Source organism: Rhizobium pisi, assembly GCF_003938655.1.
Classification (GTDB): Bacteria; Pseudomonadota; Alphaproteobacteria; order Rhizobiales; family Rhizobiaceae; genus Rhizobium; species Rhizobium pisi.
In genome coordinates this window covers 248,093-261,970 of sequence record NZ_RJJT01000002.1, presented here as the reverse complement: position 1 = coordinate 261,970, position 13,878 = coordinate 248,093, and the positions used below count along the sequence as shown (strand labels likewise).

General features: G+C 60.6%; 14 protein-coding genes and 1 pseudogene. 7 read left to right on the top strand and 8 right to left on the bottom strand.

The genetic code is table 11. The annotated features are described in order from the left end of the window. Positions 1–15: 15 nt before the first annotated feature. On the bottom strand, positions 16–615 hold the full coding sequence (locus tag EFD55_RS03885; RefSeq protein WP_125843168.1) for a TetR/AcrR family transcriptional regulator: 600 nt from the start codon (positions 613–615) through the stop codon (positions 16–18). 120 nt (positions 616–735) lie between these two features. Between EFD55_RS03885 and EFD55_RS03880 the strand changes: the two genes are divergently transcribed. After that, entirely contained in the window at positions 736–1,164 is a 429-nt protein-coding gene (locus tag EFD55_RS03880) for a tautomerase family protein (protein ID WP_125843166.1), read from the top strand. Positions 1,165–1,259: 95 nt separating this feature from the next. Further along, a complete protein-coding gene (locus tag EFD55_RS03875; RefSeq protein ID WP_125843164.1) occupies positions 1,260–1,655 on the top strand; it encodes a VOC family protein in 396 nt (131 codons plus the stop codon). Between the two features lie 49 nt (positions 1,656–1,704). Here the strand turns inward: EFD55_RS03875 and EFD55_RS03870 are convergent, their stop codons facing one another. The 7 genes from EFD55_RS03870 to otsB all read right to left on the bottom strand — a co-directional run bounded on the left by EFD55_RS03870 (position 1,705) and on the right by otsB (position 8,584). Beyond that, the gene (locus tag EFD55_RS03870; RefSeq protein ID WP_125843162.1) at positions 1,705–2,469 is read right to left on the bottom strand and encodes an SDR family NAD(P)-dependent oxidoreductase; all 765 of its coding nucleotides are present in this window, start codon (positions 2,467–2,469) and stop codon (positions 1,705–1,707) included. Positions 2,470–2,496: 27 nt separating this feature from the next. After that, the gene (locus tag EFD55_RS03865; protein WP_125843160.1) at positions 2,497–3,225 is read right to left on the bottom strand and encodes an SDR family oxidoreductase; all 729 of its coding nucleotides are present in this window, start codon (positions 3,223–3,225) and stop codon (positions 2,497–2,499) included. 24 nt (positions 3,226–3,249) lie between these two features. Continuing rightward, positions 3,250–4,509 carry a sugar ABC transporter permease gene (locus tag EFD55_RS03860; protein WP_125843159.1) on the bottom strand — a complete coding sequence of 420 codons (1,260 nt, stop codon included), beginning with the start codon at positions 4,507–4,509 and terminating at the stop codon, positions 3,250–3,252. Beyond that, positions 4,506–5,327 (bottom strand): ATP-binding cassette domain-containing protein, encoded by an 822-nt coding sequence (locus EFD55_RS03855; protein WP_125843157.1) that lies wholly within the window; start codon positions 5,325–5,327, stop codon positions 4,506–4,508. The genes EFD55_RS03860 and EFD55_RS03855 overlap by 4 nt, the downstream gene beginning before the upstream one ends. A gap of 69 nt (positions 5,328–5,396) precedes the next feature. After that, the gene (locus EFD55_RS03850; RefSeq protein WP_183736654.1) at positions 5,397–6,470 is read right to left on the bottom strand and encodes an ABC transporter substrate-binding protein; all 1,074 of its coding nucleotides are present in this window, start codon (positions 6,468–6,470) and stop codon (positions 5,397–5,399) included. A gap of 249 nt (positions 6,471–6,719) precedes the next feature. Further along, a complete protein-coding gene (locus EFD55_RS03845; RefSeq protein ID WP_125843155.1) occupies positions 6,720–7,604 on the bottom strand; it encodes a helix-turn-helix domain-containing protein in 885 nt (294 codons plus the stop codon). Between the two features lie 200 nt (positions 7,605–7,804). Further along, positions 7,805–8,584: a trehalose-phosphatase gene (gene otsB, locus EFD55_RS03840; protein ID WP_183604830.1), complete on the bottom strand. Its 780-nt coding sequence runs from the start codon at positions 8,582–8,584 to the stop codon at positions 7,805–7,807. 121 nt (positions 8,585–8,705) lie between these two features. Between otsB and EFD55_RS03835 the strand changes: the two genes are divergently transcribed. The 5 genes and pseudogenes from EFD55_RS03835 (at position 8,706) to repC (ending at position 13,831) form a co-directional block, all read left to right on the top strand. Further along, complete coding sequence (locus tag EFD55_RS03835) at positions 8,706–9,791, top strand: ROK family protein (RefSeq protein WP_125843151.1); 1,086 nt, start codon at positions 8,706–8,708, stop codon at positions 9,789–9,791. A gap of 657 nt (positions 9,792–10,448) precedes the next feature. Then, positions 10,449–10,625, top strand: a complete 177-nt coding sequence (locus EFD55_RS33025) for a hypothetical protein (protein ID WP_164737512.1) — start codon at positions 10,449–10,451, stop codon at positions 10,623–10,625. Positions 10,626–10,909: 284 nt separating this feature from the next. Then, positions 10,910–12,127, top strand: a complete 1,218-nt coding sequence (gene repA / locus EFD55_RS03820) for a plasmid partitioning protein RepA (protein ID WP_125843147.1) — start codon at positions 10,910–10,912, stop codon at positions 12,125–12,127. Next, positions 12,124–13,128 (top strand): plasmid partitioning protein RepB, encoded by a 1,005-nt coding sequence (repB, locus tag EFD55_RS03815; RefSeq protein ID WP_125843416.1) that lies wholly within the window; start codon positions 12,124–12,126, stop codon positions 13,126–13,128. The genes repA and repB overlap by 4 nt, the downstream gene beginning before the upstream one ends. 57 nt (positions 13,129–13,185) lie before the next feature. Further along, a pseudogene (repC, locus tag EFD55_RS03810) lies at positions 13,186–13,831 on the top strand (plasmid replication protein RepC). Positions 13,832–13,878 lie beyond the last annotated feature (47 nt).

Here is a 13,878-nt window from a genome sequence, read left to right as displayed (position 1 = left end):
ATCAAGGCAAGCGGATCAATTTTTGGGCTCCATCGCTGTCAAGGTAGCCTGTCCGATAACATCCGCGATGCGTTCGGAGAGTACCGGGTCGGAAACGGCGCGCGCGAGGGTAACGCCGCCGCTCAGCATGGCGAGTAGCAGGATCGCTCGATCCTCCCGCTGTGTTTCGGATTGCTCCTCTATCGTACGCTCCTGCAGGCCGGTTGCGACTTCCTCGACGAGGCGTTTGATCTCTACCGTATAGGCGCTTCGCGTTTCATCGTCCGCGCGCATCACATCGGGGGAAAGGCTCGGCAGAGCGCAGCTCTCACCCAGTTCGCAGGTTCTTTTATAGCCGAGATAGTAGCCGACGAACGTCGTCAGCCAGTCTTTCGGTTGGTTGATTTTCAGCGCCGAAATTCCCTGCCGCAGCTCTTCGAGACCCGTCAGCACGGCCGTGCGGAAGGCTTCGCCCTTCGACTTGAAGTGTCCGTAGAAGGCGCCGTTGGTCACGCCCGCCGCCTTGGTCAATGCATCAATACCGGCGCCGCCGTAGCCTTCCTTTCTGAAAACCTGTCCCGCCGCCGCGATCACTCGCGTTCGGGTCTCTTGTTTGTGTTCGGCACTGTAACGCATGAATACCTCATTTGGAGTGATCGCTCTTTATGCCTTGCTAAGAGAGCGATCGGTGTGTATGCATAAAGAGTGATCGGTATATATCAGAAACGGTCACGATCCGAAACAGGGAGACATGCGATGCCCATCACACTTACGGTACCGGAAGGCCTGCTTTCGCAGCAGGCACAGGCCCTAGCCTTTGCCGGACTGACGGACGCGTTGCTTGATGCCGCCGATTTGACCGGCAATGCTTTCATGACGGCCAATATCATCGGCACCATCAATGTGCTGCCGCGTGAACATATGCTTGCCGGGGGAAAGCCGGTCGCCGCAGCGTTCATCGAACTCAGGCTGCCCGAGATTGCGCTGGCGAGCGCTGAAGCAAAACAGGCCTTCTTTGAAAAAGCAACAGATGTCCTCGAACGGGCCGCGGAGGGCCGGCTCAAACGCGAACACATATGGTCCAACATCGTCTATGCGCCTGAGGGGGCCTGGGGTATCGCCGGCCGCAGCTATAACAACGCCGAGCTTGTTGGCGCCATCCAGGGTGCGGTTGCCGTCTCGTAACGATCGGGGCGCACGCGCGGAAATCTCGGACCTGATGCAAGACCGGGCCGGCGACAGCAATGAGTCGCGGTCCGGCGCTACGACGGAGCCAAGCCATGCAGCTTGCCAACTATCTCTTCTTTTCCACCGGCTGCGAGGAGGCTCTTGCCTTCTATGCCAAATGCGGGCTTGGCCGTGTCACGGAATTGAAGCGGCACGGCGCAGACGGAATGCCCGTTGCCAGCGAAGCCATGCAGGGCAAGGTGATGCATGCCCGCTTCGAAGGACCTGGTATTCTCTTCTTCGCCTCGGACAATCACGATGCCGAGCCGATGCGCGGCTCCGCCCATATGCTGATCATGGATGACCGTGACAGCACCGACAGGCTTTTCGCGCACTTGGCCGAAGGCGGCGAGATAACGACACCGCTCGCGGTGCAGCCATGGGGAAGCTATTACGGCAAGTTCACCGATCGCTTTGGTGTTCAATGGATGCTCGATTGCCTGGCGTGAGCATGTGCCGCCCATGCGCAAGTGGAAGACGATAGCTGGTACCCGCGTGTCACCGCGTCGTATAACCGCCATCGATGACCAACACTTCGCCGGTGACGTAGCTTGCCGCCGCCGAGCAGAGGAACAAGGCAGCACTCGCTACCTCTTCCGGCTGCCCGACGCGCCCCATCGGGGTCATGCTGCGCCAGGTCGGAAACCAGTCGGGATTTTCAATGCCGCCGCGCGACAGATCGGTTTCGATATAGCCGGGAGCGATGGCGTTGACGCGGATATTTTCAGCGGCAACCTCGCTTGCCAGGCTCTTCGTCATCATGTGAACCGCCGCCTTCGAGGTGTTATAGGCGACCTGGTTCTGCGGAATGTTGGAAACGATGCCCGACATCGAGCCGATGTTCAGGATGACACCGCCGCCCTGGCGCCGCATGGGGGCGAGTGCTGCGCGGCAGGCGCGGAAGACGGCATCGACGTTGACGGTCATGATCTCGCGCCAGATCGCATCGGAAAATTCGCCGCTGTCGCCATGAACGGCGATGCCGGCATTGTTGACGAGGATGTCGAGCCGGCCCCCCCGCGAAAGGGCTTCGGTGACGAGTTCGTCGGCGGCGCTTTCCTTCATGAGGTCGGCGGCGATGAAATCGCAATCGATACCGGCCTCGGAAAGCCGGTCTTCCGCCGCTCCATTGCGCGTTCGTCCCGTGATGACGACCTTGGCACCCGCTTCGCCGAGCGCCTCGGCAATGGCAAGCCCGATGCCGCGCGTGCCGCCCGTCACCAGCGCCACTTGTCCGTCGAGGCGAAATCTGTCGAAGATCATGTCCGTTTCCTCCAGAGCGTTTGTTCGTCAGATGTCTGTGCTTTGCGGCAGGATGACGAGATCGCGGATCGTGACGTTGCGTGGGCGCGTCAGCATGAAGAGCACCGCTTCGGCCACTTCCTTCGGCTCCATCAGGCCACCTGCAGCAAGCGCCTCATCCAGCTTCTCCTGTGGCCAATCGCTGAGAAGGGCCGTCACGACGGGGCCGGGCGCGATGGCGCCGACGCGCAATCCATGTTTTGCCACCTGCCGCCTCAGCGTATGGACGAAAGCCTGCACCGCATGTTTGGAGGCTGTGTAGATCGGCTCCCAGACGACAGGAACCATGCCGGCCACAGAGCTCGTCAGGATGATATCCCCGGTCTTGCGTTCCACCATGTGCGGCAGGACCGCGTGCACCGAACGGAATGCGGCATTGATGTTCAGGTTGAGCATCCTGTCCCAGGCGTCGGGATCGCCGTCGAGCACCTCGCCGCCGACATAGGAGCCGGCATTGGCGTGGAAGATGTCGAGCTGGCCTGCCTTGTCCAGAATCTCAGGCATCATTCGCGCCACGCTTTTCGGGTCGGTGAGATCGATGACCAGCGGAATGGCATTGGCCCCGAGCGTCGCGCAGATTTCCTTCAAGCCTTCTTCGTTGCGGTCGACCAGCACGACCCGGGCGCCGGCAGCAAGCAAGGCTTTGGCGCATTCCAGGCCGATACCTGACGCCGCTCCGGTGACAGCCGCGACTTTTCCAGACAGATCCTGTCCCATTTTCTTCCTCTGCTTTTCTATGGTTTAGGCCCTGCCGAGCGAGATCCGCGATCGGCGTGCCAGCGAGTCGACGATGACGGCGACGGCAAGAACGGCGCCGGTAATCATGTATCGAAGCGATGATGACAGATCGAGAAGCGTCAGCCCGCTGGCAATCGACTGAATGACGATGATGCCGAGAAGGGCCGAATAGGCGCTGCCGCGCCCGCCGAACAGGCTCGTGCCGCCGATAACCGCCGCGGCGATGGCATTGAGATTGACGTCGCCCGTACCGGCCTGCTGGCTTGCAGTGGCGAGCCGAGCAGCCGAAAGCACACCGCCGGTCGCCGCAAGCAGGGCGCACATGACGAAGGCGCTCGCATAAATGCGCGACACGTTGATGCCCGAGCGGCGGGCCGCCTCCCGGTTGCCGCCGACGGCATGCATCGAGCGTCCCCATTTCGTGCGCGTCAGCGCATAGTTCATCGCGGCGACGAGCCCGACGAAAAGGCCGAACATCCAGGGAACGCCGCGCGACTGGTTGAGATAAAACGCCACCGCCTCCAGCGCGACGGTGATGATGACGGCACGCAGAAGCAGTCCGCCGACCGATTTCGACGAGAGGCCGGCAGCCCGCCGACGCGCCGCCGTTCGGTAGCTGGAGAAAAAGATGGTAATGCCGGCAAACGCCACCAGGGCATAGGCGACAGGGTCCGGCATGACCATGATCTGCCCGAAATTTACGAGCCAGGAGCCGTAGGTCAGATTGATCGAACCGGTCGATCCGAGGATATAGAGCTGCAGGCCGAGAACGGCGAGAAGTCCCGACAGGGTGGAGACGAAGCTCGGCATGCCGAAGCGGTTGAAGAGGAAGGCATAGAGCGAGCCGATCAAGGCGCCGACGGCCATGGCGGCGAAGATGGCAAGCACCACCGGCCAGCCCTGGTTGATCCAGAAGACGCCGACCAGCGCCGAGGCGAAGCCGCTGACGGAGCCGACGGAAAGGTCGATCTCGCCGACCATCAGGATGCAGACGATTCCGAGCGAGATGACGCCGACCGTCGAGCAGTCGAACAGCATGTTGACGAGGTTGGCGCTGGAGAGAAACACCGGATTGAGCGCCTGGAACACCGTCCAGATGATCGCCAGACCGACGATCACAGGCAGCGAGCCGAGGTCGCCGGAGCGGATGCGGTCCCAGAAGGCGCGGACCCACCCGGCGAGGCTGTCGTCATGGAGGACTCTTTCGTCACGCCGGTCGAGGAGCGCGGGTGATGCCGGTTCATTCTGCATGGTCTTCATCATGGCCTGCCCTCCTCATTCTCTCGGCTTTGCGCCTTGCGGCGCATGGCGCGGCGGGAGACGGAATTGTTGGATGCGCCGGTGATCGCGCTGACGAGCTCTTCGTTGGATGCATCGGGCATGAAGGTGCCGTTGTTGCGTCCGAGCCGCAGGACGACGATGCGGTCGGCAACGGCGCGCACATCCTCCATATTATGGCTGATCATGATAACGCCGAGGCCGCGCTCGCGCACACGCTCGATCAGATCCAGCACTTCGGCGGTCTGGGCGACGCCCAGCGCTGCCGTGGGTTCATCGAGCATGATCAATTTCGGCTCGAGCAGCAGCGACCTGGCGATCGCCACCGTCTGACGCTGCCCGCCGGAAAGCGAGGCGACGGGCTCGCGCACGCTCGGGATTCGCGCGGAAAGCTCGCTCAGCAGCTTCCAGGCGCGGATCTCCATGGCGACCTCATCGAGCTGGAAGGGATTGAGCTCCTTGCCGAGAAAGATGTTGGCGACGACGTCGAGATTTTCGCAGAGTGCCAAATCCTGAAAGACGGTTGCGATACCGAGATCGAGCGCAGCACTGGGGCTCGACAGGTTCGCCGGCTTTCCTTCGAAAAGGATCGTGCCGGAGGTCGGCTGATGCACGCCGGCCAGGATCTTGACCAGTGTCGATTTGCCGGCGCCGTTGTCGCCCACGAGCGCCACGACCTCGCCGGCATGCACATCGAGCTCGATATCGGTGAGCGCCGACACCGCCCCGAAGTTCTTTGATATGCCGTGCAGGCTGAGGACAGGCTGACGGAAGGGGTCAAGAAGATGAGAGGTTTCAGACATCGCCTGGCCTTTCGGAAAAAGCGAAAAACGGAAGCGCGACCGGTGACCGGCCGCGCCTTCCCTTGCGGACTACTTGAGGATGCCGAGCGTCTTGCAGCCGTCGGCGTAACGGCCGGTGCACAGCTCCTCGGCAGTGTTGATCTTCTTGTCGATGATCTCGGCCTTGAGGTTTTCGGCAGTGACGACGGCGGGCACGAAGAGTTGCGCGGGCGTGTCGTAGAGGGTCATCTCGGCCTTGATCGTTTCTCCCGCGAGCAGCTTCACTGCAACGTCGGCAGCGGCGGCGGCAACGATTTCGCTCGGCTTGGAGATCGTATTGTACTGATCCCCTGATATGATGAGCTGCAGTGCTGCGATCGTGGCATCGTTGCCAGTCACCGGCGGCACGGGATCGACACCCGCCGCCTTGAAGGCTGCGATGGCGCCGCCACCGGTGCCGTCGTTGGCGGCGACAACACCGACGATCTGCTTGCTGAAGCGCGTGATCTGGCCGGCTGCCCATTGCTGGGCGTTCGCCGGCTGCCAGTTCGGCGTGTCGAACTCGGCAAGCGTCTTGTATCCGCCGCTCGCCAGGCCTTCGTGAATGCCGTCCTTGATTAGGCCGGCGGCCGCATCGGTCGGTGAACCGTTGATCTGCAGGATCCCGCCGCCATCGGCCGGCACCTTCTCAGCCTTCAGATGCTGGACGAGCGATTCCGCGATCGCCTTGCCGATCGCTTTGTTGTCGAAGGAGACATAGAAATCTGCCTTGCCTTTCGGGATCGGACGATCATAGGCGATAACCTTGACGCCCTGGCTCTGAGCGAGCTGGACGAGAGACGCGGCCGCCGCCGAATCCACCGGATCGAGCACGATGACTTTCGCACCCTGGGTAATTGCCGAATTGAACTGCTGCTGCTGTTTGGCGATGTCGGCATCGGCATTCTGATAGATGACCTTGCACGATGCGCAGAGCTTCTTCATTTCCGCGACGAAACCGGGATGGTCATGTTCTTCGTAACGCGTCGAGCCTTGATCGGGCATGAGGAATGCGACCGTTGCATCAGCAACGGCGCTTTGTGCAAAGGCGGACGTGCCGCCCAGCAGGGACAGGACAAGTGCCGCGGCGCCTGCCGTCTTTGTCGAGAACTTCATCATTTTCATCTCCTCCCGTTGGAAAAAATCGTGTAGCTTCGTGATGCAGTGTTCTGCTGTGGCCGTTCAGCTGAATGAACGGGTGCGCCTGTCCGGCCGTTTGCGTTTTTTGAGGACAAGCGTCTCCTCTCGCGAGCCGCTTGTTGCGCGCTCACGTTCAAAGTCAGTGTCGTTTTCGTTCCTCCTCCTTGTCCTCCCTATCGCCGGCTCAGGCGTATTGTTGCTTCGTGTCCTTGAATTCCTGTTCGTTCGGCTTGCTTAGGCCGCCTTCGCCACGTCGATGTTGTCACCCAACAATCGGCGGAAGCGGGACGGTGTCATGCCTTTCTCCGCGAGAAATTGCCGGTTGAAGTTGGACAGGTTGTTGAAGCCGACCTCGAAGCAGATATCGGTGATCGATGCGTGGTCGTCGCTCATCAGGATCTGGCAGGCGAGATTGATGCGCAGGCGTTTGACATATTGCACGAGCGACATGCCGGTATGGCGGCGGAAGCCGCGCGAAAAGGCGCCTGTGGATTGTCCTGCAATCGCCGCGAGATCGGCTTCGTCGAAGGATTTCGTCAGGTTTTCCCGGATATAAGCGAGCGCCTTGTTGATGCCGGCCGACATGTAGCCCGAGGGATCGGGCAGATAGCTCGGGCTGGCGAGAAGCTGCGCATCCCCTGCCCGGCTGAGCAGGCCGATCATCATCATGAAGAGCTCGATGCGCCGCACGCCCTGGGCCTGCTGCACCTCGTTCATCAGCGGCGCAACCTGCCGGCTGGTGTCAGTGCCGAAGAGCACGCCGCGACGGGAGGCTTCGAGAACCTGTTCGAACGGGCCGAGCTCGGCCAGCACCTTCATCGTGTCGCTGATGAAATTCTCGCTGAACTGGATGAGCTGGCATCGAAGCGGGATGCTCGATCCCTTCGGGACATCGCTAATCCAGTTGTGCGGAAGATTGGGGCCGGCAAGCACGAGATTGCCGGGTTCGAACTCGCCGATGAAGTCGCCGACGAAATACCGTCCCGTCGTCGCGACGACGAGATGAAGTTCGTATTCGGGGTGAAAATGCCAGCGGACCGTATGGTAGGGATAGCCATGCGCCTTCGTTGCGAACGATTCGCCGGGCCTGATCTGAACGACTTCCAAGTCAGGTTCCATTGTTCCTCCTCCGAGGGCGGTTCCAAGCCCGCCCGCCAAATTCCCGTTTTGGCTTATTGTTGTGGGGAGTGTAGTGGGCTTGTTTCATGCCCGCCACCACGATTCCCCGTCCAAACCGATACTTTTTTGACAGTTGACGCCGTGCGGACGGTGGAAAGACGACAGCATCCGCCGCCAGACATCGCGCGGGAGGACGCGCGTCAGGCGGCCAAGGCTGCAATGACGTTTCTGACCAGCGCGGCCGAAGACAGCCTGCTCGTGGCGCAGCTCGGGGCGCCGATCGCGCCGACACGTATGGAAACGCCGCCGCGGGCATTGGCGGTCGCAAACATCGACTCGTCGGTCAGGTCGTCGCCGATGGTAATGGGATAACGATTCTTGAAGGGATCGGACTGGAAGAACCGCTCCAGCGCGTCGCCTTTGCTCGACCGGGCCGGGCGTAGCTCGAACACCATCTTGCCGAGTTGCAATGCCCAGTTCGATCCGGCGATCTCGGCATAGTAATGCATGCGCTCTTCGAGGACCTTTTCATATTCGGGCGCAAGCCGGTAATGGGCCGCAACGGCAGCGCCCTTGTCTTCGATCAAGACCCCAGGGTAGTGCTCGGCTTCGGCCGTCAGCGCATGTTTTAACGCCTGAAACTCGGGCGTCGCCTCGAGCGTGTGCAGTCCGGCAGCACTTCGGATCTCCGCGCCGTGAAGGCCTGCCGTCGGAAATGCAAAGGGCTTGAACAAGGTGTCGGCATAGGCAAGCGACCGTCCGGTGACCAGCGCCAAGGCGCCTCCGAGCTTGTTCGACAGGCGATGAAGCTGTCCGGGCAGCGCTTCGGGAACCTCGATCGCATCCGGCGTGGGTGCAAGATTGAGCAGCGTCCCGTCGATGTCGAGAAACATCGCCCAGCGGTCCGGCTCTTCCAAGACCAATGAAAGCATTTCCTGGGTAGCGGCGTCGTCCTGCACGGCATTCTCCAAACTCTGCAATCTTTGAAGCTAGGTCGCCGGGCGGCGAGGACAAGATGACCGTGAGCCGCCGGAACATCCAAAGGCAAGTCCGCGTTCTATCTGGCCCGGTTCGAGCACTCACACCGCAGAAAGTACATCGATGGCCAAAAGCAGTTCCAAGCACCGTGACGAGGTCAATGCTCCGTTGGCGCATGGCGCGACGGTTTTGCCGCTGGTGACGATCGACGACTACAATAATGAGCTGCGTGACAAGAACGGTTTCGTTGGCGACAACGCCAACAAGAAGACCTTCCTGCGGAAGCTCGACGATTGGAGAAAACGCGTCCGCAAGTTTGGAGATGACCCGATCGGCAAGGTTGCGACGGCTAAGCTTTCCAAGAAAAAGATCGAGGCTCTGCTCAATGGAGACGATATGGAAGCTGCCGCGCTTGTTATGGGCGCGGTGGAGGACTTCTCGCAGGACTTTGCCGAGGTGATTGGGGAGTTCCTCAAAGACGAGCGCTGGTCCAAGACGGAGCGTATCGTGGTTGGCGGCGGCTTCAGGCAAAGCCGCTTCGGGGAGCTGGCAATCGCCAGGACCATGGTTCTTCTCAAGGCGGCTGGCAACAATATCGAAATTGTACCGATCGCTCACCATCCCGACGAAGCGGGGCTGGTAGGCTCTGTCCACCTGATGCCGCCCTGGATGTTCAAGGGTTATGAGGCCATGCTTGCCGTCGATATCGGCGGCACGAACGCCCGGGCCGGCATCGTTGAATTCGGAAAGGAAAAGGCGCCGAATTTTGCCGATGCGAGTGTTTGGGAATCGGCGATCTGGCGCCATGCCGATGACGAACCAAGCCGCAGCGCGACGATAGAGAAGCTGGCGGCAATGCTGCGGGACCTGATCGACAAGGCTGAAAAGGCCAGTCTGAAACCCGCTCCCATCATCGGGATCGCTTGTCCAGGCATTATCAAAGCCGATGGCTCGATCGAACGCGGCGGACAGAACCTGCCGGGTGGGAACTGGGAAAGCGATCGTTTCAACCTTCCCGCGGCGTTGATGAAGGCCATTCCGGAGATCGGCGACCACAGCACATTCGTGATGATGCACAACGATGCCGTCGTGCAGGGATTGTCACAGATCCCTTTCATGAAAGACGTCTCGAAATGGGCGGTGCTGACCATCGGCACGGGCTTGGGCAATGCCCACTTCACCAATCGCGAGGAAACGAAGGCGCGATAGCCGCTTACGCCCGCTTATTATAAACGCTCAGACGTGGATTGAGGCATTCCCCCTGAAGACCTGCCAAAAGCTCGGCCTGTCGTTCTGGCACTATCTTGGCGATCGGCTGGGTATCAGTGACGAAGATCATGCTGTTGCACCCCTCGCCTCCCTGGTTGCAGCACGCGCCTGAACGCTCTCGGCCCTTCGAGCACCCAGCTCGGTGTGAGACATGCTGATTGTGTCGGCATGGCCACCAAATCAGCCCCGCTTACTCTTGCGCGATGCCGAGGCGCGCTGGGCGTCTTATGGTAAACAGGAGGTAAACAAGAAAGAATTCCACAGACGGAAGTGAAGCGGCGGATAAGTTCCGATAGAGAAGGATCACTATTTGGGGAATAAACGTCACCGGCAGTTGATCGACGGCACCCGGTGATTGCCGTCCTACATATTCCTCAGGGCTCGATTCGCCTAGAAGCGTCTCCCAGTTTTTAACCTTTGATATGGCAACGGCGTTTCCATTGCTTAGCCGTTATAGAGGAAACTCCCTCCCCTCCCCTCATCTCTTCTGCCCCCATCGAAAAGATGGTGATAACGCCGGCGGGCGGTTCTCGGCAGGCTCAAATTGCGTTTATCTTCGCAGCCTCACGCAAGTCATGCGCAGACGAAAGATGAGTCATGAACTTCAAGGGAATAAGCGCTCCGCTCAATGCCGGCCGTCTCGAACAGATGCTCGGCCTTGCTCCGTCACGACGCGATCCTGAACCCCACGACGCAAACGACAAACCCTCCGGCGGCGAGCCCGCGCGTGGGCTGGAAGCCGAGAGCCTGTACCGTCCGTCTGCCTATAAATGAGAAGCGGGGATTGCCTGTTGCGGTCTGCGACGGGACCCCTCTCCGGCCGAGTCGGCAGCGGCATCGAGCTTGTCGAAATGGGGCCGTTATCCGCTAGCTGGCTTCGATGACGTGAGGTATGGTCGCCGTTGTCAGCTGACAACGAGCTAAGATTCCTGAATTCCACATGATTTCTTCGCCGAATCCGGTTTGTTATGGATTGGCTAACCAAGAAATCGCTTGACGGAATCGCGAGACTCACGATCATTTGCGCAAAATTACCCGATTTATCAGGATTTGCGTGAATGCCGATCAAGGCCGCGATTGTTGAGAAAGCCAAGAGAGCGAGTCGAGTCTCGATCGACGAGACGATCGCGCAGGACTCGACGATTCTCAGCAGCCAGTTGCAGGTGCTGTTCGAGCGGCTGTTTTCGCCCGACGCCCGCAAGTCGCTGCGGCGGTTTAGCAGCATTGAGGCTGCCAAGCTGCTCGGCGTCACAGACAGCTATGTTCGTCATCTCGCCGCCCAGGTGGAAAGCATCAATCCTGAAAAGACGGCGACGGGCCGCCGGGTGTTCTCGCTCGAGGAAATCCATGCGATGCGCCAGCATCTCGGGCGCACCAAACCCTCATATCTGCCGATGCGCCGGCCCGGCGATCATCTCCAGGTGATCGCCGTTACCAATTTCAAGGGCGGCTCCGGCAAGACGACGACATCCATCCACCTGGCGCAGTTCCTGGCGCTGCGCGGCTACCGTGTGCTTGCCGTCGACCTCGATCCCCAGGCATCGATGTCGGCGATGCTTGGATATCAGCCCGAATTCGACGTGGGCGAAAACGAGACGCTTTACGGAGCCATCAAATATGACGAGACGCGCCTTGACGTTGCCGACATCGTCCGCCAGACCTATTTCCCCGGGCTCGATCTCATCCCCGGCAATCTCGAACTGCACGAGTTCGAACACGATACTCCAAAGGCGCTGGCAGACACCAACCGCGACGACAAGGACATGTTCTTCATGCGGGTCGGCAATGCGCTGCATTCGCTGGAGCAGAGCTATGACGTCGTCATCATCGATTGCCCGCCTACCCTCGGCTTCCTCACGCTGTCTGCGCTCTGTGCCGCCACCTCCGTTCTCATCACCGTTCATCCGCAGATGCTCGACGTGGCGTCGATGAACCAGTTCCTGACGATGACCTCCGACCTTCTGGCCGTCGTCAAGCAGGCGGGCGGCAATCTTGATTATGACTGGATGCGCTATCTCATCACCCGCTACGAGGCCAATGACGGTCCGCAGGCACAGATCGTCGCCTTCCTGCGCAGTCTGTTCGGCGAGCGCGTCTTGACCTCGATGATGGTCAAGTCGACTGCGGTCTCGGATGCGGGCCTGTCCAAGCAGACGATCTACGAGGCGGGGCGCGAGACGATGCATCGCCAGACCTATGACCGCGGTGTCGAATCCGTCGACAGCGTCAATGCCGAGGTCGAGCAACTCATTCGCAGTGCATGGAGCCGGACATGAGCCCAAAAGGTCGCGATATCCTGAAGAGTATGGTCGGCTCCGTAGAGCCGGCGCGGCCCGAAGCACCAAGCGCGCAGCCGGCGCATCGGCCCTCGGGTGCGGTCAAGGCGATGAACCTGTCGCTAGGGCGGCTGGGCGAGGAAGCGGCCGCCGCCAAGGCGCTTCGTGAATCGCTGGCCTCCGGCGACAAGGTGCTGGAGATCGATCCGGCCACCGTCGAAATGTCCTTTATCCGCGACCGCATTCCGGTCGATCAAGATCCCGAATTCGAGCGGTTGAAGCAGTCAATTCGCGAAAGCGGACAGCAGGTCCCGATCCTGGTGCGGCCGGATCCTGTAAAGGCCGGGCATTACCAGGCGGCTTATGGACACAGGCGACTTCGCGCGGCCGCCGAGATCGGGGTTGCGGTCAAGGCCGTCGTGCGCAAGCTCACGGATGAGGAACTGATCCTCGCGCAGGGTCAGGAAAACGGTCCCCGCGTTGACTTGAGCTTTATCGAACGGGCGCTGTTTGCGCGGCGCATGGATGAACATGGCTTTAGCCGAGACATGATTGCCAAGGCGCTGGCGACCGATAAGCCGGAAACCTCGAGGCTGCTGCAGGTGGCGCAGACGATCGATCCAGAGATCATTCTTGCCGTGGGGCCGGCCCCCAAGGTTGGGCGCCCGCGCTGGCTGGCGTTTTCTGAAAAATTCAGGGAAACGGGCGGGTCGAAAAAGGCGCAGGCGGCAATTCGTGCCGGCGGTTTCGAGGCGTTAGAGACTAACGGTCGTTTCGACGCCGTCTGGAAGGCGCTGGAAGAGAAGAGCGCACCGCAGCGGGCCGAGCAGACGCTGCGGACCCAAGCGGGGGCGCCGCTTGCTTCGGTGTCCCGCTCCGGCAAAACCTTTCGCATCACCGTCAAATCGGCGGCGTTTTCGGAATTCCTGGCTCAGCGGTTGGCAGGCCTCGCCGCCGAGTTCGAAGAGGAAAATGAGGCAGTTAGACCGGTTGTCAGCTGACAATTCGGATAGGAGATAACGCGCAAAAGAAAAAGGCACCGAACCGGGCGGCGGTCGATGACACTTGGCATGCTCGCAAGCCAGGTCATGGCAGGTGAAATCAAGCCGGATCAATCGGCCGATAAATGGAAATTGTTTCGCGCGTTGTGCGAAGCAAAGCCGTTGCTCGGCATCACCGATTGTGCGCTTGCCGTGCTCAATGCACTGCTGAGTTTTTATCCGAAGAACGAGCTGGCCCAGGAAAATGGCCTGACGAATATCCAGCTTTCCTTGAGAACGCACGGCATGGCCGAGCAGACCGTCCGGCGGCATCTCGCAGCGCTGGTCGAAGCAGGTCTTCTGCTGCGTAAGGATAGCCCCAACGGTAAGCGCTATGTGCGCAGAGACAGGGCAGGGGAGGTGGAGGAAGCCTTCACCTTTTCGCTGGCGCCGTTGCTTGGCGCGACCTGATTACCGCAGCCATCACGGTTCGATCGATGCTGGGCGTGAGCCCGTCAGCCTATGAGGAGGCGGCAAATGTGATGGGCGCGGAAAACGCCGCAACGGTGATGCATGCATCCTGGAGCGCGGCGGTCACATCAATTCGGCCGGCGGCAATCTTCGCGACCTGACGCGGCGAAGCGAGAAGGGAGAATTCGCGATCGGCCCGATGTTCATGGCGCTGCTGCGGGCAAACGCGCCGGCCGGCCGAAAGGCGGGGTAGGCGTCAGGTCTCCGTGTGGGCGTTTATGGCCAGGTCCGAGGAATGGC

Excerpts from the sequence above, each read along its gene's own strand:
- EFD55_RS03885 (WP_125843168.1), bottom strand. The coding sequence starts at position 615 with ATGCGTTACAGTGCCGAACACAAACAAGAGACCCGAACGCGAGTGATC.
- EFD55_RS33025 (WP_164737512.1), top strand. The coding sequence starts at position 10,449 with ATGAACTTCAAGGGAATAAGCGCTCCGCTCAATGCCGGCCGTCTCGAA.
- EFD55_RS03845 (WP_125843155.1), bottom strand. The coding sequence starts at position 7,604 with ATGGAACCTGACTTGGAAGTCGTTCAGATCAGGCCCGGCGAATCGTTC.
- EFD55_RS03850 (WP_183736654.1), bottom strand. The coding sequence starts at position 6,470 with ATGAAAATGATGAAGTTCTCGACAAAGACGGCAGGCGCCGCGGCACTT.
- repA (WP_125843147.1), top strand. The coding sequence starts at position 10,910 with ATGCCGATCAAGGCCGCGATTGTTGAGAAAGCCAAGAGAGCGAGTCGA.
- EFD55_RS03875 (WP_125843164.1), top strand. The coding sequence starts at position 1,260 with ATGCAGCTTGCCAACTATCTCTTCTTTTCCACCGGCTGCGAGGAGGCT.
- EFD55_RS03870 (WP_125843162.1), bottom strand. The coding sequence starts at position 2,469 with ATGATCTTCGACAGATTTCGCCTCGACGGACAAGTGGCGCTGGTGACG.
- EFD55_RS03855 (WP_125843157.1), bottom strand. The coding sequence starts at position 5,327 with ATGTCTGAAACCTCTCATCTTCTTGACCCCTTCCGTCAGCCTGTCCTC.
- EFD55_RS03880 (WP_125843166.1), top strand. The coding sequence starts at position 736 with ATGCCCATCACACTTACGGTACCGGAAGGCCTGCTTTCGCAGCAGGCA.
- repB (WP_125843416.1), top strand. The coding sequence starts at position 12,124 with ATGAGCCCAAAAGGTCGCGATATCCTGAAGAGTATGGTCGGCTCCGTA.
- EFD55_RS03860 (WP_125843159.1), bottom strand. The coding sequence starts at position 4,509 with ATGATGAAGACCATGCAGAATGAACCGGCATCACCCGCGCTCCTCGAC.
- EFD55_RS03835 (WP_125843151.1), top strand. The coding sequence starts at position 8,706 with ATGGCCAAAAGCAGTTCCAAGCACCGTGACGAGGTCAATGCTCCGTTG.
- EFD55_RS03865 (WP_125843160.1), bottom strand. The coding sequence starts at position 3,225 with ATGGGACAGGATCTGTCTGGAAAAGTCGCGGCTGTCACCGGAGCGGCG.